Annotated in this window: 17 protein-coding genes; 6 read left to right on the top strand and 11 right to left on the bottom strand. The window is 71.6% G+C overall.

Translation table 11 applies throughout. From position 1 onward, the window contains the following. Positions 1–446 precede the first annotated feature (446 nt). The gene (locus tag GRC12_RS27885; RefSeq protein ID WP_208782130.1) at positions 447–1,946 is read right to left on the bottom strand and encodes an SCO1417 family MocR-like transcription factor; all 1,500 of its coding nucleotides are present in this window, start codon (positions 1,944–1,946) and stop codon (positions 447–449) included. A gap of 64 nt (positions 1,947–2,010) precedes the next feature. On the opposite strand from GRC12_RS27885, the gene yczE reads away from it, so the two are divergent. From yczE to GRC12_RS27865, 4 genes are all read left to right on the top strand, one after another. Next, positions 2,011–2,718: a membrane protein YczE gene (gene yczE, locus GRC12_RS27880; protein WP_244373865.1), complete on the top strand. Its 708-nt coding sequence runs from the start codon at positions 2,011–2,013 to the stop codon at positions 2,716–2,718. Continuing rightward, entirely contained in the window at positions 2,715–3,491 is a 777-nt protein-coding gene (locus GRC12_RS27875) for a glycerophosphodiester phosphodiesterase (protein ID WP_208782128.1), read from the top strand. Before yczE ends, GRC12_RS27875 begins: the two co-directional genes overlap by 4 nt. A 58-nt stretch (positions 3,492–3,549) precedes the next feature. Beyond that, positions 3,550–4,884: an MFS transporter gene (locus tag GRC12_RS27870; RefSeq protein ID WP_208782127.1), complete on the top strand. Its 1,335-nt coding sequence runs from the start codon at positions 3,550–3,552 to the stop codon at positions 4,882–4,884. A 267-nt stretch (positions 4,885–5,151) separates the two neighbouring features. Further along, positions 5,152–5,526: an RNA polymerase-binding protein RbpA gene (locus GRC12_RS27865; protein ID WP_003977404.1), complete on the top strand. Its 375-nt coding sequence runs from the start codon at positions 5,152–5,154 to the stop codon at positions 5,524–5,526. Between the two features lie 98 nt (positions 5,527–5,624). On the opposite strand, the gene fxsA is transcribed toward GRC12_RS27865, so the two are convergent. From fxsA to GRC12_RS27845, 4 genes are all read right to left on the bottom strand, one after another. Then, positions 5,625–6,185, bottom strand: coding sequence for an FxsA family membrane protein (gene fxsA / locus GRC12_RS27860; protein WP_208782126.1), 561 nt, complete (start codon positions 6,183–6,185; stop codon positions 5,625–5,627). A 154-nt stretch (positions 6,186–6,339) separates the two neighbouring features. After that, on the bottom strand, positions 6,340–7,134 hold the full coding sequence (locus tag GRC12_RS27855; RefSeq protein ID WP_208782125.1) for a polyprenol monophosphomannose synthase: 795 nt from the start codon (positions 7,132–7,134) through the stop codon (positions 6,340–6,342). Between the two features lie 570 nt (positions 7,135–7,704). Continuing rightward, the gene (locus tag GRC12_RS27850; RefSeq protein WP_208782124.1) at positions 7,705–9,306 is read right to left on the bottom strand and encodes an amidohydrolase; all 1,602 of its coding nucleotides are present in this window, start codon (positions 9,304–9,306) and stop codon (positions 7,705–7,707) included. Between the two features lie 58 nt (positions 9,307–9,364). Further along, entirely contained in the window at positions 9,365–9,805 is a 441-nt protein-coding gene (locus tag GRC12_RS27845) for an Lrp/AsnC family transcriptional regulator (RefSeq protein ID WP_208782123.1), read from the bottom strand. A 268-nt stretch (positions 9,806–10,073) separates the two neighbouring features. Here GRC12_RS27845 and GRC12_RS27840 point away from each other — a divergent pair, with 268 nt between their 5' ends. Beyond that, positions 10,074–10,511: a hypothetical protein gene (locus tag GRC12_RS27840; protein ID WP_133044807.1), complete on the top strand. Its 438-nt coding sequence runs from the start codon at positions 10,074–10,076 to the stop codon at positions 10,509–10,511. 10 nt (positions 10,512–10,521) lie between these two features. Here the strand turns inward: GRC12_RS27840 and GRC12_RS27835 are convergent, their stop codons facing one another. The 3 genes from GRC12_RS27835 to GRC12_RS27825 form a co-directional block, all read right to left on the bottom strand. Further along, entirely contained in the window at positions 10,522–11,616 is a 1,095-nt protein-coding gene (locus GRC12_RS27835; RefSeq protein WP_208782122.1) for a phosphotransferase family protein, read from the bottom strand. 13 nt (positions 11,617–11,629) lie between these two features. Next, entirely contained in the window at positions 11,630–12,730 is a 1,101-nt protein-coding gene (locus tag GRC12_RS27830) for a hypothetical protein (protein WP_208782121.1), read from the bottom strand. 338 nt (positions 12,731–13,068) lie between these two features. Then, positions 13,069–14,241 carry an acyl-CoA dehydrogenase gene (locus tag GRC12_RS27825; protein ID WP_208782120.1) on the bottom strand — a complete coding sequence of 391 codons (1,173 nt, stop codon included), beginning with the start codon at positions 14,239–14,241 and terminating at the stop codon, positions 13,069–13,071. Positions 14,242–14,600: 359 nt separating this feature from the next. On the opposite strand from GRC12_RS27825, the gene GRC12_RS27820 reads away from it, so the two are divergent. Next, positions 14,601–15,833 (top strand): glycoside hydrolase family 18 protein, encoded by a 1,233-nt coding sequence (locus GRC12_RS27820; RefSeq protein ID WP_208782119.1) that lies wholly within the window; start codon positions 14,601–14,603, stop codon positions 15,831–15,833. Between the two features lie 6 nt (positions 15,834–15,839). Here the strand turns inward: GRC12_RS27820 and GRC12_RS27815 are convergent, their stop codons facing one another. From GRC12_RS27815 to GRC12_RS27805, 3 genes are all read right to left on the bottom strand, one after another. After that, complete coding sequence (locus GRC12_RS27815; RefSeq protein ID WP_208782118.1) at positions 15,840–16,499, bottom strand: TetR/AcrR family transcriptional regulator; 660 nt, start codon at positions 16,497–16,499, stop codon at positions 15,840–15,842. A gap of 72 nt (positions 16,500–16,571) precedes the next feature. Further along, complete coding sequence (locus tag GRC12_RS27810; RefSeq protein WP_208782117.1) at positions 16,572–16,712, bottom strand: SCO1431 family membrane protein; 141 nt, start codon at positions 16,710–16,712, stop codon at positions 16,572–16,574. Positions 16,713–16,854: 142 nt separating this feature from the next. After that, positions 16,855–18,192, bottom strand: a complete 1,338-nt coding sequence (locus tag GRC12_RS27805; RefSeq protein WP_208782116.1) for a peptidase C39 family protein — start codon at positions 18,190–18,192, stop codon at positions 16,855–16,857. Positions 18,193–18,469 lie beyond the last annotated feature (277 nt).

Here is an 18,469-nt window from a genome sequence, read left to right as displayed (position 1 = left end):
ACAGCCCCTACGACGACGCCACCAGCGACGCGGACCGGCAGGCGGTGCTGGCCCTCCTGCCCCCGCGGACCGCCCCCGCCGACGCGGAGGGGATGGCGGCCGACGGGATCGAGGCCGAGGTGGTCGAGACGGAACCGGTGACCGCGAAGGCCGTGGCAGCGGAGACGTCCTAGCCACCAGCCGTCGCGGCGGGCGCGCGCGGACACCACCCCCGCGCCGCCCGCCGACGAACCCCGGTCGCCCGCCACCACGGGCGCCCTCCCCTCGCCTGCGCGGACTACCGGCAGACCCCCGTCACGCCGGCGCCGGCGAGCGCCACTCCGGCGCCGTGCCGGCACAGGTGGCTGCCGCTCCCCCGCACCAACCGAAGCGGCAGACCCCCATCGCCCGCCACCACGGGCGGGAGCCGGTCCCGCGCCGGCCGGCGGCGAGCACCCGTCACCGCCCTACGCGACGAACGTCCTCGGCGTCTCCCCGCCTCCGGACGCCCCCGTCTCCACCAGCTTCGCCGCGGCGGCCAGCCTCACCGCCGCCTCGTCGGCCACCGCACCTCCCACGGTGAACGGCAGCCGCACATACCCCTCGAAGGCACCGTCGACCCCGAAACGCGGCCCGGAGGGGACCCGTACGCCGACCCGCTCCCCCGCCTCCGCCAACCGGGACCCGGACAGACCCCCCGTGCGGACCCAGAGCGTCAGCCCGCCCCGGGGCACCTCGAACTCCCAGTCCGGCAGCTCCCGCCGTACCGCCGCGACCAGGGAGTCCCGGTTCTCCCGGGCCTGCCCCCGGCGGATGTCGACAGCCTCGGCCCAGCCGCCCGTGTTGAACAGCCAGTTCACCGCCAGCTGCTCCAGCACCGGCGTGCCCAGATCCGCGTACGCGCGTGCGGCGACCAGGCTGCGGATCACATCGGGGGCCGCGCGCACCCAGCCGATGCGCATGCCCGCCCAGAACGCCTTGCTGGCCGAGCCGACGGTGATGACGCTGGACCCGGCCGGGTCGAAGGCGCACACCGGCCGTGGCATCTCGACCTCCTCGTCCAGCCACAGCTCGCTCATCGTCTCGTCCGCGATCAGCACCGTTCCCGCCGACCGGGCCGCCTCCACGAGCTGCCGCCGCTGGTCCTCGCCCGCGAGCGCGCCGGTGGGATTGTGGAAGTCGGCGACGATGTAGGCGAGCCGCGGTGCCGCGTCGCGCAGCACCTGACGCCAGCGGTCCAGATCCCAGCCCTCGAGCCCTTCGGCCATCGCGACCGGCACCAGCCGAGCCCCCGCCTCCCGCATCAGCTGCAGGATGTTGGCGTACGAGGGCGACTCGACGGCGATGCGCTCGCCGCGGCCCGCGAAGAGATGGCAGATGGCGTCGATGGCGCCCATCGCGCCCGTGGTGACCATGATCTGCTCGGGCATCGTCGGGATCCCGCGCGCGGTGTAGCGGTCGGCGATCATCGAGCGCAGGGCCGGGAGCCCCGCCGGATAGTCGCCGTGGGTGTGGGCGTACGGCGGCAGTTCCTCCAGCGCGCCCTGCACGGCCCGGGTCAGCCAGGGTTCGGGAGCGGGCAGCGCCGCGCAGCCAAGGTCGATCATCGAGCCGAGAGCCTCGGGGGGCAGCGGTTCCAGCCCGCGCGCGGGGAGCGGATTTCCCGCCGGCACGGCCGTCCAGCTGCCCGCGCCGCGCCTCGACTCCAGGAAGCCCTCGGTGCGCAGCGCCTCGTAGGCCGCGGCGACCGTCGTACGGCTCACGGACAGGGCGAGGGCCAGTTCGCGCTCCGCGGGCAGTCGGGCGGCCACCGGGACTCGGCCCTCCAGCACCAGCAGCCGGATGCCGTCGGCCAGCGCCCGGTAGGCGGGCGGGCGGCGGGTGCCGGGGCCGGCCGGGCGGTCCTGCTGGGAGTTGAGCAGCCGAGCGAGCTGCGCGGCACCCATCGCCGACGTCCAATGGGCCATGGGAATCAGTCCACCTTCCTCGAATTGGCCATGGATGACACTTCCACCCACGCCCCAGGGTGACATGCACCAGGCCACCACGACCACCAGGGGGTACGACTTGAGATCCGCGAAGCCCGGTTCCGGCAGCCACCGTCTCGGACGACGGCTGATCCAGCTCTACGCCGGACTCGTCCTGTACGGCGCGAGTTCCGCGCTGCTCGTCGAGGCGGGCCTGGGACTGGAGCCCTGGGGCGTGCTGCACCAGGGCCTGGCCCGGCTCACCGGACTGACGATCGGCGTCGTGTCGATCATCGTGGGCGCCGCGGTGCTGCTCCTGTGGATCCCGCTGCGTCAGCGTCCGGGCCTCGGCACGGTCTCCAACGTCTTCGTCGTCGGGCTCGCCATGGACGGCACCCTCGACCTCGTGCCCGACGTGCGCTCCCTGCTGGTGCGGATCCCGCTCCTCGTGACCGCCGTCCTGCTCAACGGTGTCGCCACCGGGCTCTACATCTCCGCCCGCTTCGGGCCGGGCCCGCGGGACGGTCTGATGACGGGGCTGCACCGCCGTACCGGGCGGTCGATCCGGCTGATGCGGACGGGGATCGAGGTGGCGGTCGTGGCCACCGGATTCGCCCTGGGCGGCACGGTCGGCGTCGGAACGGTCCTGTACGCGCTCTCCATCGGTCCGCTCGCCCAGCTCTTCCTGCGGGTGTTCGACGTCCCCGCGGCATCCGGCGGCAGCACGGTCGTTGCCGAAGGGCAACCGGAGGGAGCGATACTGCGACGGTGACCTCGCGGATACGCCACCCCTATCTCGACCATCCCGGCCCGATCGCCTTCGCCCACCGCGGCGGGGCCGCGGACGGTCTGGAGAACACCGTGCTGCAGTTCCGGCGGGCGGTTCAGACGGGGTACCGGTACATCGAGACCGATGTGCACACCACGGCGGACGGCAGGCTGGTCGCCTTCCACGACGCGACCCTCGACCGGGTGACGGACGGTGCCGGGCGCATAGCCGATCTGCCGTGGAAGGAAGTCAGCCACGCGCGCGTGGCGGGCAAGGAGCCGGTGCCGCTCTTCGAGGAGCTGCTGGAGACCTTCCCCGAGGTGCGCTGGAACGTCGACCTCAAGGCCGAGGCCTCCCTCCACCCCTTCCTGGAGCTCGTCGAGCGCGCGAACGCCTGGGACCGCGTCTGTGTCGGCTCCTTCTCCGAGGCCCGGGTGATCCGCGCCCAGCGGCTGGCCGGACCGCGCCTGGCGACGTCGTACGGCACCCGGGGCGTGCTCAATCTGCGGCTGCGTTCCTGGGGTGTGCCGGCCGCGCTGCGCCGCTCCGCGGTCGCCGCCCAGGTGCCCGAGGCGCAGTCCGGCATCCAGGTCGTCGACCACCGCTTCGTCCGCGCCGCCCACGCGCGCGGGCTGCAGGTGCACGTGTGGACCATCAACGAGGCCGATCGGATGCACCGGCTCCTGGACCTGGGAGTCGATGGCATCATGACCGATCACATCGACACGTTGCGCAAGGTCATGGAGGACCGCGGCGTCTGGGTGCCCCACACCTGACACTCCCCGCACCACCGCCCCCTTGGCACGGCACTTCGGCGGGGAAGCGAGGGCACGGGTGAGCACCGACACCGTGCGGGCGGAAGCCAACGGCCTGCGGCGCGAGCAGCGCGGCTGGTACTTCTACGACTGGGCCTGCTCCGTGTACTCGACGAGCGTGCTCACCGTGTTCCTGGGCCCCTATCTCAGCTCGGTGGCCAAGGCGGCGGCCGACGCCGACGGATACGTCCGTCCGCTCGGGATCCCGGTGCGGGCCGGGTCGTTCTTCGCGTACTGCGTGTCCGCGTCCGTGATCGTCTCGATCCTGGTGATGCCGCTGGTGGGCGCCGCCGCCGACCGCACGGGACGCAAGAAGCCGCTGCTGGCCGCCTGCGCCTACGTGGGGGCGGCCGCCACGACCGGGCTGTTCTTCCTGTCCGGGGACCGCTATCTGCTGGGCGGGCTGCTGCTGATCGTCGCCAACTCGTCGGTGGCGGTCTCGATGGTCGTCTACAACTCCTATCTGCCGCAGATCGCCCCGCCCGAGGACCGCGACCGGGTCTCCTCGCGCGGCTGGGCCTTCGGCTACGCGGCCGGTTCGTCGATGCTGGTCGTCAACCTGGCGCTGTTCACGGCACACGACTCCTTCGGCCTGACCGAGTCGACGGCCGTCCGCATCTGCCTGGCCTCCGCGGGCCTGTGGTGGGGCGCCTTCACCCTCGTACCGCTCAGGCGGCTTCGCGACCGGCGTACGACCCCCTCGGCACCCGCCGTCCACGGCTGGCGGCAGCTCGCGTCCACCGTCCGGGACATGCGCACCAAGCCCCTCACGCTCTCCTTCCTGCTCGCCTACCTCGTCTACAACGACGGCATCCAGACCGTGATCTCGCAGGCGTCGGTGTACGGCTCCGAGGAACTCGGCCTGAGTCAGTCCACGCTGATCACGGCGGTGCTGATGGTCCAGGTGCTGGCGGTCGCGGGGGCGCTCGGGATGGGGCGGCTGGCGCGGACCTACGGGGCCAGGCGCACGATCCTCGGCTCGCTGGTGGCGTGGACGGTGACGCTGGCGGCCGGGTACTTCCTGCCGACCGGTGCGCCGGTGTGGTTCTTCGTCCTGGCGGCCGGCATCGGCCTGGTGCTCGGCGGCAGCCAGGCCCTGTCCCGCTCCCTGTTCTCCCATCTGGTCCCGCCGGGCAAGGAGGCCGAGTACTTCTCGGCGTACGAGATGAGCGATCGGGGTATGAGCTGGCTCGGTCCGCTTCTGTTCGGGATCACCTACCAGCTGACCGGAAGTTATCGGGACGCGATCATCTCGCTGGTGGCCTTCTTCGTCATCGGATTCGCCCTGCTCGCACGGGTGCCGGTGCGGCAGGCGATCAACGACGCGGGCAATCCCGTTCCCGAGAGGATTTAGCGCCGGAGGCGAAAGGGCTGTAGTGTACGCGTTTGGCCTGCCAGGCGTACCGTTACTGCGCGTCAAAGATGACGAAACGCTGGGTGACATCTGCTAGCAGATGTGACAAACCGGGCGACGGTGGGTACAACAAGGGGCGGCTACGACGGCGACGCATGACCCGGAACGGGACTCGGAACGGGAATCTTTACCGCCGACCGGACGTTGACCGGATGACGACGACAGCGACACCTGTCCTGTGGGCGACAAGCCCGGGAGGCACGATTCATGAGTGAGCGAGCTCTTCGCGGCACGCGCCTCGTGGTGACCAGCTACGAGACGGACCGCGGCATCGACCTGGCCCCGCGCCAGGCCGTGGAGTACGCATGCGAGAAGGGGCACCGCTTCGAGATGCCCTTCTCGGTCGAGGCGGAGATCCCGCCGGAGTGGGAGTGCAAGGTCTGCGGGGCCCAGGCACTCCTCGTCGATGGCGACGGCCCGGAAGAGAAGAAGGCCAAGCCCGCGCGTACGCACTGGGACATGCTGATGGAGCGGCGCACCCGCGAGGAACTCGAAGAGGTCCTCGAGGAGCGCCTGGCGGTTCTGCGTTCGGGGGCGATGAACATCGCCGTCCATCCGCGGGACAGCCGCAAGTCGGCCTAGTCCCTCCCAGGGCCGGGCGCACGACAACGAAACACACGACTGCGGGCGCCCTACGTGACATCACGTAGGGCGCCCGCAGTCGTGTGCGTACGGCGCGCTCAGCGCGTCAGCGGCGGGCGCGGTCCCTGCGGGGCGTCGCCGCGCGGCTCGTCGTCCCGCACGACCTCGCCCTGCACGACCTTGCCGTCGGGGCGGTGGATGCGGGCCTGCTGGAAGGCGTCCCCGAAGCTGCCCGGGGCGGCCTCGCGCAGCTTGCGGTCGAAGGTGCGCTCCGCGCTGCGGCTGAGGGCCTTCTGGACCGGCGGAACGAGCAGGAGCAGACCGACCGCGTCCGAGATCAGGCCCGGGATCATGAGCAGCAGACCGCCCAGCATCAGCAGACCGTTGCCACCGCCGCGCTGCGGGGTTCCGCCGCGCTGCAGCGCCTCGTTGAGGTTCTGGAAGGCACGCCGGCCCGCCTTCTTGATCACCGCGCCGCCGAGCACGAATCCGGCGAGCAGCAGCAGGAACACCACGAACCCGCTCGACGCCCCGGCGACCACGGTCAGCAGCCAGATCTCCAGCACCAGCCAGGCCGCGACGCCGAGCGGCAGGAAGGTACGCAGCCGGGAGCGCCGGGGCCGGGCGGGATACGTGGGGGTCGGAGCACCAGTCGTCATGCCTCCAGTGTGCCTGGCCCCGGCTCAGAGCGGGATAAACGGACGATCAGCCGGGGCTGTGAGCCGGACGCCTGCACGGACGATCAGCCGCGGCTGTGAGCCGTACGCCTGCACGGACGATCAGCCGGGCCCGTGAGCCGTATGCCTGCGGCGGTCAGGCCTTCTTCCCGCGCCCCCGGACCCTGGCGACCCGCTCCGAGGCGCCCCACGCGGTGACCCGCCACAGCGCCTCGACGAGGATGTCGCGGCTCATTTTGGAGTCGCCGAGTTCGCGCTCGACGAAGGTGATGGGGACCTCGACGACGTGGTAGCCGGCCTTGACCGCGCGTCGGGCGAGGTCCACCTGGAAGCAGTAGCCCTGAGAGGCGACGTGGTCGAGGCCGAGGCCCTCGAGGGTCTCGCTGCGGAAGGCGCGGTAGCCGCCGGTGATGTCGCGCAGCGGCAGATCCAGAGCCAGACGGGAGTACAGGCTGCCGCCGCGGGAGATGAACTCGCGGGACTTGGGCCAGTTCACCACGCGGCCCCCGGGCACCCAGCGGGAGCCGAGGACCAGGTCGGCGCTCTTGAGGGCGGTGAGCAGACGGGGCAGTTCCTCGGGCTGGTGGGAGCCGTCGGCGTCCATCTCGACGACCACGCCGTAGCCGTGGTCCAGGGCCCAGCGGAAGCCCGCGAGGTAGGCGGCGCCCAGGCCCTCCTTGCCCTTGCGGTGCATGACGTGGACGTGGTCGTCCTCGACGGCCAGCTCGTCGGCGAGCTTGCCGGTGCCGTCAGGGCTGTTGTCGTCGGCCACGAGGACGTGCGCCTCGGGAACGGACTTGCGGACCCGGCCGACGATCTTCTTGATGTTCTCCGCCTCGTTGTAGGTCGGGATGATCACCAAGGCCGTGCCGAGCGGGCCGAACTGCCTCTTGCCGGCCTGTGCCGCGAGGGTTCCGTCGCCGTCGTTCACTGCTGCCCCTTCATGTCCGTACGCAGGACGTCCACCATAGTGGCCGCGGCCTGCGCAGACGTGCCAGGACGTTCGTATGGTGGTGTCGGTTCCACAAGAGTGGGGTAAGAGTGCCGTTCCAGGCCTTTTGCCCCCGTGGCGTCCTCGCATGCCTGGCAGTGACATGCTGCGGATGGGGGCCCGGCGCCCTTCGGGCCGACCTGGGACCCGCTGGCTGCGGGTCGACCGAAAGCCGTTGTCTACTGAACGACCGGGCCCCACCCGGGTCACACCTCCCCGACCGGCCGGAACGTTCCCTCGCCGCGTCGCGGGCGCTGAGCCTGGCTCCCAGTGGCGGTGCCCCGGTGCGGCACACCGTCCCTGACCCAGCGGCGCCGCGGGCGAGTGCGCGGAAGTTCCCCGGTAGGGCGTCCGGTGGTGGACTCGGCCGAACCTATCGGCCCCGTGCGGCCGCCTGTCAACAGTCGTTTGACCTGCGGCTATTCGATCAACGACCTGGTCAGCGGGGCGGAGGCGCAGGTCGCGCGACGAGGCCCGGGACCCCGTTCGGACCTGCGCCACCCCGGGAGATCACTCGCCCGGCCGTACGAAGACCGTCCGCCCGCCGACCACCGTGCGCAGACAGACGGGCAGGTCACGGCCCGGGGTGAGATCGGGCAGGCCCGGGGTGCCGGAGCGGGGATCGGTGGACCAGCGCGCGACCCGGTCGTCGGGGGCCTGCACGACCAGTTCCTCGGTACGCCATACGGCGTAGTCGGCCGGCGCGCCCGGGACGAGCACGCCCGCGTCGTCACGGCCGATCGCACGCCAGCCGCCGCGCGTGTGGGCGGTGAAGGCGGCGCGGACGGAGACGCGGTGCTCCGGAGTGCGGTGGAAGGCGGCCGCACGGACCGTGCCCCACGGATCGAGCGGGGTGACCGGGCTGTCGGACCCGAAGGCGAGGGGCACCCCGGCCCGCAGCAGGGCGGCGAAGGGATTGAGCGTGCGGGCCCGCTCCGCGCCCAGCCGCTGGGCGTAGAGGCCGTCCTCGCCGCCCCACAGAGCGTCGAAGGCGGGCTGCACCGAGGCGGTCAGGCCGAGTTCGGCGAAGGCGGCGATGGTCTCCGGCGTCAGCATCTCGGCGTGCTCGACGCGGTGCCGGGCGGCGCGGATCCGGGCGAGGCCCAGCTTCTCGGCGGCGGCCCGTACCCCGTCGACCACGGCGGTCACGGCCGCGTCGCCGATCGCGTGGAAGCCCCCCTGGAGGCCGGCCTCGGTGCAGGCGACGACATGGGCGGCGACGGCGGCCGCGTCGAGGTAGGCGGCGCCCGTGTGGTCGGCGTCGGTGTACGGCAGGTGCAGACAGGCGGTGTGGGAGCCGAGGGCGCCGTCGACGAAGAGGTCTCCGGCCGCGCCGACCGCCCCCAGCCCGCGGGCCTTTTCCACGTCCTGTTCGGCCCAGTAGCCGACCACCCGGGGTGTCGGCTCCTCGGCGGCGAGCCGCAGCAGACCGGTGAAGTCGTCCTCGGAGGAGATCTCGGGCCCACCGCACTCGTGGACCGAACCGATACCGAGGGATGCAGCGTGGGCGAGGGCCGCGCGCTGCGCCCCGGTGCGCTGCTGCGGCGTCACGGCTGCGAACGCGGCCGCGCGGACGGCGTGGTGGGCGTCGGCGGTGAGGGGTCCGTCGAGGGGCCCGAGCCCGGGGACCGTGTCCAGCAGGGCCGTGGTCACCACCGCCGAGTGGACGTCGATCCGGCTCAGATACAGGGGACGTCCGCCGGTGGCCTCGTCCAGCTCCGTACGCGTCGGCGGCCGTCCACCGGGCCACCGGGAGGCGTCCCAGCCGTGCCCGAGCAGGACACGGTCCTCGGGCCGACCTGCGGCGAACTCCCGTACGAGAGCGAGGGCCGCCTCCAGGGTGGGCGCGCCGGACAGATCGAGGCCGGTGAGCGCGAGCCCGGTGGAGGTGGTGTGCACATGGGCGTCGGTGAAGGCGGGGGTGACGAGGGCACCGTCGAGATCGACGACTTCGTCGACCCCGTCCGCGAACGCGTCGGCGGCCCCTTCGGACCCGACCCAGGCGACCTGTCCGGCCTGCACGACCATCGCGGTCGCGAAGGGGTCGGCGGGGCTGTGGACCTCGCCGCGGCGGAGGAGGACGGTGCTGGGCTCGGGGCTGCGCTCACTCATGGGGACAGTCTCCCGTGCCCCCGCGCGCCCCCTGCACAGGGGGGCGGCGCCCGTGCGGTCAGATCCTCGGCGGACGGGCCTCGTAGGGCGTGGAGAGAACCACCGTCGTCCGCGTGGAGACCCCCGCCAGCGTGCGCAGCCGGCCCAGGAGCTCCTCCAGCTCGTGGGGAGTGGCCACCCGGACCTTGAGGATGTAGTTCTCGTCGCCCGCGACGCTGTGGCAGGCCTCGATCTCGGGCACGCCGGCGAGGCGTTCCGCGATGTCGTCCGGCGCGCTCGGATCGAAGGGTTTCACCGAGATGAACGCGGTCATGGGCAGCCCGACGGCCTCGGGGTCGACCACCGCGGCATAGCCGCGGATGACGCCACGCTGTTCCAGCCGCCGCACCCGCTGGTGCACGGCCGACGTGGACAGGCCCGTGGCCTTGCCCAGGTCTGTGTAGCTCATCCGCCCGTCCTTGACGAGCAGCTGCACGATCTGACGGTCCAGCTCCTCCATGCGGCAGAACCTACAGTGCGGGTGATCTCCTCGGATACCTGAGCAGCCCAGGTCATACCCGGTTTGTGATGTGGGCGAGAGCGGTCCGTGAGCCGTTCGGGCGACGGACGGTCCGCCGGAGGCACCTGCGAGCGGCATGTGACGAACGCCACATACGCCGGGACATCTCCGTGATGTTCTCGTGATTACCTCCAAGAGCGGACGGGAAGTGCTTGCTGTGGTCGAGGCCGCAGCGCCTTCACGGCCCCAGCCCAAGGGGGAGTAATCCATGCAGAGTCTCAAGCGCCCTGGTCGCACCGCGTCCAAGCGGCTCCATCCGGTGGTCGAGCCCGAGCCGGAGGGCGTCGAACCCGACGCCTACGACGACGAGGAACTCGACGCGTACGACACCTTCGAGATGTACCGGGTGGTCTGCCCGGACTGCGCGCAGCCCATCGCCCTGCTGGCCGACGAGGAGGTCCTGCCGGAGCACGCGCTGTGCGCCTCGCCGTGGAACCCGTTCGGCCTGACGGTCTGTGCCGGTACGGGCCGCAGGGCCGCAGAGGCCCGTTCCGCGGACGACTCCGCCGAGGTCCAGGAGCAGGACACCGCCCTTCTGTTGACGCTCCCTCAGGGGCTCGACTGGCGGACGCAGCCGTTCTCGCACGTCGGCGGTCCGGGCTCGCGCCCGATGCGCGTGCCGGTGATGCGCCGTCAGGCCGCCTGACCCGCCTCGCTCAATCCCAGTAGCTGCCCTGCACCATGGCTCGCAGGCTGCCGTGGTGCAGGATCAGTGTGTCCGGGTCCGCCGGGACGGCCACCTCGCCGAAGTGCGCCTGCCGGTAGGCGATGCGCAGCATCACGATGGCGTGCCGCAGCGCCGCGTACAGGGTGTGGAAGTCCATGTCGCGCGGTGTGTGACCGGTGAGTTCGGCGTAGCGGGCCTCGACGCGGTCGCGGCGCAGGAAGTCCGGCAGGCCGCGCTGGCCGAAGGCGACCGTCAGGTCCTGGAAGAAGCGGTGCAGGTAGACGGTCCAGCCCAGATCGACCTCGCGCGGGGCCAGGGACGCCATCTCCCAGTCGAGGACGGCGACGGGCTCGAAGCCGTCGTAGACGACGTTGCCGATGCGTGCGTCGCCCCAATTGAGGACCGGCGTGCCCGGATCGTCGGGCCAGAGGTCCTCGAGGCGGTCGAACGCGGCCTCGATGAGCGGTGAGCGGGCGCGTCCGTCCACCACCCAGTCGTAGTAGGCGCGTTGTGCGGTGACATGGCGGCGCAGCGCGTCGCCGTCGCCGGGCAGGCTGAGGAACTCGGCTGCCTCCAGCGGCACTTGGTCGTGCAGCCGGGCCAGGAGTCCGATCGAGGCCGCCTCCAGCCGCTCGCGCTCGGCGTCGCTCGCCGCGTGCAGCCAGTTGCCCTGGTAGGTGTACGGCATCACGTCCGGCGGCACGCGCCCCGCGACCCGCTCCATCACGAAGAACGGCGCCCCGAGCGGCCCTGGGTCCTCCTCCAGCCACAGCACCTTCGGCACGGGCAGGTCGGTGTGCTCGGCCACCACACGCATCGTGCGGTACTGGCGCGGCATGTCGTACACCGGGAAGACGGTGTACGCCGCCGGGTCCGCCGCCAGCCTCAACGCGCAGGAGGCCACCGGGGGTTGGGGGTGCTCGATGTCGAAGAGGAGCGTCTCGCTGGACAGCCCGTTGGACTCGGGGACGCTGACGCCGACCGCCTTGGCGCCGGGCAGCCGGGTGCCCAGCCAGGCGGTGAGGCGACGGGCGAGTTCCTCCGGGTCCCGGGTGGTGGTGCGGGGGCGGGGTGCCGTGGCCATGTCGTGAACCCCCTTACGGTGCGACCGAGGTGAAGTCCGTGAAGCCGCTCGGGTCGTGCCGCCCGAACGAACCGTGCTCGAAGATGCCGTGGCCGACCTGCCCGTCGAGCCGGAAGCGCGCCGCGTGGTCGGTGACGCCGTACGCGGCGAGAGGGTGGGGCTGTGTCAGGTCGTACGTGCGCCGGTCGGTCCAGCCCCGGCCCTGCCAGGTGCCGTGCTGCCAGTCGTCGGCGGGCGGATAGCCGGCGCCGATCGCGAGCGGGGACGAGGTGAGGATCTCGGCCTGCAGTTCCTGCGGCTTGCGGAGGTCGCCGAGGTGGACGACGGCACGCACCGGGTGGCGGGTGCCGGAGCGGTAGGTGATCTCGGGATGGGGCCAGCCGAGTTGACGGTCCCGGTGGCCGGGGCGGACGAGGGTGGCGTCGTTGAGGGAGCGGTAGCCGTCGGCGTCCTCCTGGACGATCACCATCAGGAACCGGTCCTCGAAGCGGACCGGACACCACAGCCAGTGGAACCCCTCGGTCGGCCGCTCCTCGGCGAACCGGCCGCCCTCCTCCCCCGGTATGGGCCGCACTCCCCAACTGCGGTCCCGGGTGCCGGTCCAGCGCGCGGCGCTGACCCGGAACTCCTCGCCGGCCGCCCGGATCACCCCCTCCACGCTCCCCGCCTGTACGAACCGGCGCCCTTCGAGGGTGAGCCGGTCGCCGCGGCGCTGGAGGTGGTGGGGCTCCCACAGGGCCGGGAAGTCGGCGGTCCAGGTGATGTCGTACGACAACGCCTCGTCGTCGCTGAACAGCCGGAGCCTGCGCAGCGGTTGCTCGACCTCGATGCGCAGCGGTCCGACGGTGAGCCGCATCCGGTCCTCGCCGAGCGCGTCGGACGCCCGTACCGCGTGGACCGTGTCCCCCACCCGCAGGGTCGCGTAGGCGTCGATCACGCCGACGTTCGGGTACACGCCGAGGCCGGCGATCAGCAGGGCGCGGCCCTCGTGGTCCAGGACGTGGAAGATGCAGCGGTCGTAGGCGTTGCGGTCCCCGGTGGCCACGTGCCGCATGGACAGGGGGACCTGGTGCACGGGGTACTCGTCGAGCGGCACGGGACGGTCGTCGGCCATGCCAAACCTCCCTGGAGACGGCGTGGCTGACGGTACGTCAGACAGCGGCCGGTGACCAGAGACGGGTCACGAACTCACGCTCGATTCGACGGATCGGTGACCTGTCCGTCCGTTGCCGCGTTGCCCTGGTATGACCCCCACCTATACAGCGACCGGGCGTCAGCGCCGTATCTTCGTCCCGCCGCCGGCAGGAACGGTTCCCCCGGCGCCGCCCGTCCCGGACCCGCCGATCTACCGCGATCTGATGCGCACCTGGGCCGACCGGGGCCGCACCCTGCCGGGCCGCCATGACCCGGAGTGGGTCAGGCTGGCGGCCCCGCAGGTGCAGCCGGGGCAGTTCAGCGGGTTTCCGGGCCCGCAAGGTGACGGGCGATGACCATGCGCTGGATCTGGTTGGTGCCCTCGACGATCTGCAGCACCTTCGCCTCGCGCATATAGCGCTCGACGGGGAAGTCCGCGGTGTAGCCGTATCCGCCGAGGACCTGGACGGCGTCGGTGGTGACCCTCATCGCGGTGTCGGTGCAGTGCAGCTTGGCCATGGCCGCCTGCTTGGCGAACGGCCGGCCCGCGTCGCGCAGCCGCGCCGCCGACAGGTACAGGGCGCGGCCCGCCTCGATCTGGGTGGCCATGTCGGCGAGCATGAACCGCAGCCCCTGGAAGTCGGCGATGGGCCGCCCGAACTGCTGTCGTCCGGTGGCGTAGGCGACCGCCTCGTCGAGCGCCGCCTGGGCGAGTCCGATGGCGCAGGCCGCGATGCCGAGCCGGCCGGAGTCGAGGGAGGCCAGGGCGATCGCGAAGCCCTGCCCCTCCTCGCCGATGCGCCGCTCGTCGCAGACCCGCACCCCGTCGAAGTGGACCTGGGCGGTGGGCGAGCCCTTGAGGCCCATCTTCTTCTCGGGCACCGCGCCGCTGAGCCCCTCGGCGTCGCCGGGCACCAGGAAGGCGGTGATCCCGCGCGGGCCGTCCTCGCCGGTGCGGGCCATGACGGTGTAGAAGTCGGCGATGCCGCCGTGGGTGATCCAGGCCTTTGTCCCGTCGATCACCCAGTGGTCGCCGTCGCGCACCGCCCTCGTGCGCAGGGAGGCGGCGTCGGAGCCGGACGACGGCTCGGACAGGCAGTAGGCGCCCAGCAGGCCGCCGCCCAGCATCGCGGGCAGGTGCTCGACCTGCTGCTGCTTGGTGCCGTAGGCCGCGAGGGCGTAGGAGGCGAGCGTGTGCACGCTGACGCCGAGGCCGACGGTGAGACGGGCCGCGGCCAGCTCTTCCAGGACCTGGAGGTAGACCTCGTACGGCTGGTCGCCGCCGCCGTGCTCGGAGTCGTACGGCAGTCCGAGCAGTCCCGACTTCGACAGCAGGGTGAAGACCTCGCGGGGGAAGCGTCCGGCGTCCTCCTCGTCGGCCGCCTTCGGCGCGATCTCGCGCTGGGCGATGTCCCGGACGAGCGAGATCAGATCCCGGGCCTCGTCCGTGGGCAGTTGACGGTCCACCGGCTGCGGGGCGCGGTCGGGCATGGCGACGCTCTCCTCCCTGTTTCGGGCACATCGGCGGCGTGCGCCCTGGGTGGGGGCGGCTCCGCCGGGTCCTGCTCGCGGCCTGCCGGTGCTCGCGCCTCCGGGTCTCGGAAGCTGCTGACCAGCGGCTGTGCGCTGTGAGTATGCCCGATCGGAGACATCCCGTCACCAGTTAACGACCGCTTACTTCCAGAATATCCCGCGCCACCCCGCAGCGCCGTCCGGTGCCGGAGAGCCCGCCTCGCATTGGTCCGCACCATTGACCCGACTGGTCTAGTCCTCCTATGGTTCATGACCAACGCTTTACCGCGTTCATGCCAATCGGCGCGCGTTCCCTCTCCCCCACGAGGAGACACCCGATGCACGTTCCGCACCGTCCCCGCGCCCCCTTCCGGGCGCTGCTCTCCGCCGCGTGTTGCGCCGTCCTCGGCGCCGGTCTGCTGGCCGGCGCGGGCACGGCCTCCGCGAAGCCGTCGGCCCAGGAAGCGGCCGGCTCCAAGGTCGTCGGCTATTTCACCGAATGGGGCACCTACGACCGCAAGTACTACGTCAAGAACGTCGAGACGTCCGGATCGGCGGCGAGGCTGACCCACATCAACTACGCCTTCGGCAACGTCACCGGCGGCAAGTGCGCCATGGGCGACTCCTACGCGGCGACCGACCGCGCCTACACGGCCGCCGAGTCGGTGGACGGCGTCGCCGACACCTGGGACCAGCCCCTGCGCGGCAACTTCAACCAGCTGCTGAAGCTGAAGAAGAAGCACCCGGGGCTGAAGATCCTCTGGTCCTTCGGCGGCTGGACCTGGTCCAGCGGCTTCGGCGAGGCCGCGAGGAACCCTGCCGCCTTCGCCCAGTCCTGCTACGACCTGGTGAAGAACTCCAAGTGGTCGGGCCTGTTCGACGGCATCGACATCGACTGGGAGTACCCGAACGCCTGCGGAAACACCTGCGACACCAGCGGCCGGGAGGCCTTCAAAAACCTGATGGCGGCGCTGCGTTCGAAGTTCGGCAGCGGTGCGCTGGTCACCGCCGCGATCACCGCGGACGCCACGGCCGGCGGAAAGATCGACGCGGCGGACTACGCGGGCGCGGCCCAGTACGTGAACTGGTACAACCCGATGACGTACGACTACTTCGGCGCCTGGGACGCCACCGGTCCGACGGCCCCGCACTCACCGCTGAACTCCTACTCCGGCATCCCGAAGGCCGGCTTCCACACCTCGGCGACGATCGCCAAGCTCAAGGGCCTCGGCATCCCGGCCTCGAAGCTGCTGCTGGGCATCGGCTTCTACGGCCGCGGCTGGACCGGCGTGACGCAGTCGGCGCCCGGCGGCACGGCGACCGGGCCCGCGGCGGGGACGTACGAGCAGGGCATCGACGACTACAAGGTGCTCAAGACCAAGTGCCCGGCGACCGGGACCGTGGGCGGCACCGCGTACGCCAAGTGCGGCAACAACTGGTGGAGTTACGACACGCCCTCGACCATCGCGACGAAGATGACCTACAAGAACCAGCAGGGCCTGGGCGGCACCTTCTTCTGGGAGCTGAGCGGCGACACCTCGAACGGCGAGCTGATCAAGGCCATCGGCTGACCTCGCTCAGCCGTCCCGGCGGGCCGGGGCCGGGGCCGGGTAGGCGGGGTCGAGTTCCTCGATGGCGCGCATCGAGCCGCCGAGGGTCTTGACCAGCAGTTCGCGCATCTGGTCCCGGGTCAGGGCAGGGCGGTCGATCCAGTCGAGGGTCGCGCCCTCCACGCTGCACACCCAGGCGAACAGGCCCATCCGGGCCAGCGGCGCGATGTCGGTACGGCCGTACGCCCCGTCGGCGATGGTCGCGACGATCGCCTCGCGCACCCCGTCCCGGATGGCCTGCACCTCGGCGTCGAAGCCGACTCCGCCGCTGACGATCGTGCGGTAGGCGGCCTGGTTGTGCTCGGCCCAGCGGAGATACGCCTCCATGGTGCGGTGGACCCGGTCCAGCTGCCCCCGGTCCACCTCGCCGCCCGCGAAGTTGATCAGGTCGGCGACCGAGTCGTGGATGATCGCCAGGTAGTAGCCGCGCTTGGACTGGAAGTAGTAGTAGATCAGCCCCTTGGCGACGTGCGCCTGCTTGGCGATGTCATCCATGGAGAGTGCGTCGTAGGACGTGTCGGCGAACAACTTCCGCCCGATGGCGATGAGTTCGGCGCGGCGCGCCAGTGAGCGCTCGGTGCCGCGCGCCCGTGGACGGGCGGCATCGCTCTGTTCGCTGATCTTCAATTCAGACCCTGGTCTCGGGCGGGGGGCGGGACATCCGCAGTATGTCAGAACAACAACGCCCGTTAGTTCGAGTCAGAGCAGACCGAACTGGGCGACGAGCATCGCGACAACCACCACCAGAGTCCAGCCCATGACATGCTCGAGGATCTTCGGGCCGTCGTCCCGGGGACCGCCGGTGCGCGTGCGGGCGGCGGTGACTGAGTGTGCTGTCATGGTGTCTCGCTGTGGTCGTTGTGCGATGGACTCCCCCGTCGTTGTGTCCACCTTGCCACCAGCAGCGGCTTTTGCGGCGGAGACGTTGGTCACAGCACAAAGGCCCCGGTCGACCCGGGGCCTTCATGGAGGGGCCGAGCGCTCAGCGCACGCCGACCGCCGCGAGGGCCTTGCGCTGCCGGGCACTGGGACACGCGGGGAAGTACAGGTAGCAGACACCGCCGCTGCCGGAGACGACCTTGCCGGAGGCGTTGTACCGCTTGGTGCGCAGCCAGATGTTCTCGAACTCGCGCCGCCGGTACACCCGTCGCACCGCCTCGTCGCTCGGGGAGGCGGGGTCGTTGGCGATGACGTCGCCGTCCGCGGTGAACCCGATGACGGTCATCAGATGGCCCGAAGTGCCGTAACCCGCCCCGGTGAGCTCCTCCTTGAGGAAGGACTGGGACGTTATGGCCGGGATGCCGGCCGCGATCAGCGTCTCCATGTCGGTGAGCGAGCCGAGCCGGGTGACCAGACCCTGCAGGTTCTCGTAGGTGGCCGCGTAGGCGGCGTTGAACGGCCAGTTGCCGCAGCCCTCGTACTGGTAGTCGTAGGTGAAGCGGGCCGCGTGGTCGACCTGCGGGTCGGCGTAGCTCGGGTCCACCCAGGCGAGTTGGCCGGGGGTGAGCCGGCCGCCCCAGTACTCGATGATCATCTGCGAGGAGGTGGGACTGCACCAGGCCTCGCCGCCGTTGTCGTACTCCGGGTACTCGCCCTTGTGGATCTCCTGCGAGTAGCGCGGGACGGCCAGTTCCCTGGCCAGGCCCGGCGTGGAGGCCGGGACGGTGAAGCGGTCCGGGACGTCGGAGCCCATCGCGCCGAGCCGCCAGACGGTGGGGGTGAGCCCGGTGCCGGGCTTGCGGTGGAGGGTGAGGCGCAGCCGGTAGGAGACCAGGCGCAGGCCGGTGGTCGCGTCGTCGACGGCGAAGGTGTCGGTCCAGATCGTGCTCTTGCCGTCGGTCTGCCCGTCCACCGAGGTCCGCTTGATGTCCTGGTCGCCCGCGGCCCAGCGGCCCATCACATACCAGGGCGTCTCGGTGCCGTCGGAGTACCTGCCGTGCAGCTCGACCTGGAGCCAGGTGCCCGCCGGGGTGTGCGCGTTCCAGGAGGCGACCACCTCGGTGGCGGGGACGCGGAGCGTGTGGTCGGGGGAGGTCCAGGTCGCGTACTCCCAGCTCGCCGTCGTACCGGTGTGCGGGTCCGTGTACTCGGTGGTGCCGGCCGGGTCGGCGATCACGACTCCCGGGCGGGTGCCGGCGACGGCGCGGGTGCCCAGGGCGGCACCGGTGCGCCAGTCGGGGTACGAGGTCCAGGCGTGGTAGTCGACGGGGCGGGCCGGGTCGGCATGGGCCACGCCGACGGAGAGCGAGGGGCCCACCACCGCGGCGGCGACCGTGGCGGCCAGGAGGGTTCTGCGGGACGGCTGTTCGGCTCTGCTCATGGGTGGGACGACCCCCAGGTGTCCGAGTCGGGACGGGTCCGTTGCGCGCGTGCGGCGCGGGCTTGTGGCGCCGCCGTGGGCCAACTATGGCCGCCGAGGAGGTCCGCGGCCAGCACTTCGGCCCGCGGCGCGCCCACCAATATTGGCCTGGACCACTGGCATGACCTGCGACGCTCCGCCGCCCCGCTCCCGCCCCCGGCTAAACTGTGGCCGAAACACCCCCACCTCAGTGCAGCCAAGGAACGGCCATCCACTCCCTCGCCTCCCGGCTCCGCCG

The sequence above is a fragment of the Streptomyces griseorubiginosus genome (assembly GCF_017614965.1).
GTDB lineage: Bacteria > Actinomycetota > Actinomycetes > Streptomycetales > Streptomycetaceae > Streptomyces > Streptomyces griseorubiginosus_B.
This window is presented reverse-complemented; position numbering and strand designations above follow the sequence as displayed.

Excerpts from the sequence above, each read along its gene's own strand:
- GRC12_RS27885 (WP_208782130.1), bottom strand. The coding sequence starts at position 1,946 with ATGGCCCATTGGACGTCGGCGATGGGTGCCGCGCAGCTCGCTCGGCTG.
- yczE (WP_244373865.1), top strand. The coding sequence starts at position 2,011 with ATGCACCAGGCCACCACGACCACCAGGGGGTACGACTTGAGATCCGCG.
- GRC12_RS27865 (WP_003977404.1), top strand. The coding sequence starts at position 5,152 with ATGAGTGAGCGAGCTCTTCGCGGCACGCGCCTCGTGGTGACCAGCTAC.
- fxsA (WP_208782126.1), bottom strand. The coding sequence starts at position 6,185 with ATGACGACTGGTGCTCCGACCCCCACGTATCCCGCCCGGCCCCGGCGC.
- GRC12_RS27850 (WP_208782124.1), bottom strand. The coding sequence starts at position 9,306 with ATGAGTGAGCGCAGCCCCGAGCCCAGCACCGTCCTCCTCCGCCGCGGC.
- GRC12_RS27845 (WP_208782123.1), bottom strand. The coding sequence starts at position 9,805 with ATGGAGGAGCTGGACCGTCAGATCGTGCAGCTGCTCGTCAAGGACGGG.
- GRC12_RS27840 (WP_133044807.1), top strand. The coding sequence starts at position 10,074 with ATGCAGAGTCTCAAGCGCCCTGGTCGCACCGCGTCCAAGCGGCTCCAT.
- GRC12_RS27835 (WP_208782122.1), bottom strand. The coding sequence starts at position 11,616 with ATGGCCACGGCACCCCGCCCCCGCACCACCACCCGGGACCCGGAGGAA.
- GRC12_RS27830 (WP_208782121.1), bottom strand. The coding sequence starts at position 12,730 with ATGGCCGACGACCGTCCCGTGCCGCTCGACGAGTACCCCGTGCACCAG.
- GRC12_RS27825 (WP_208782120.1), bottom strand. The coding sequence starts at position 14,241 with ATGCCCGACCGCGCCCCGCAGCCGGTGGACCGTCAACTGCCCACGGAC.
- GRC12_RS27820 (WP_208782119.1), top strand. The coding sequence starts at position 14,601 with ATGCACGTTCCGCACCGTCCCCGCGCCCCCTTCCGGGCGCTGCTCTCC.
- GRC12_RS27810 (WP_208782117.1), bottom strand. The coding sequence starts at position 16,712 with ATGACAGCACACTCAGTCACCGCCGCCCGCACGCGCACCGGCGGTCCC.
- GRC12_RS27805 (WP_208782116.1), bottom strand. The coding sequence starts at position 18,192 with ATGAGCAGAGCCGAACAGCCGTCCCGCAGAACCCTCCTGGCCGCCACG.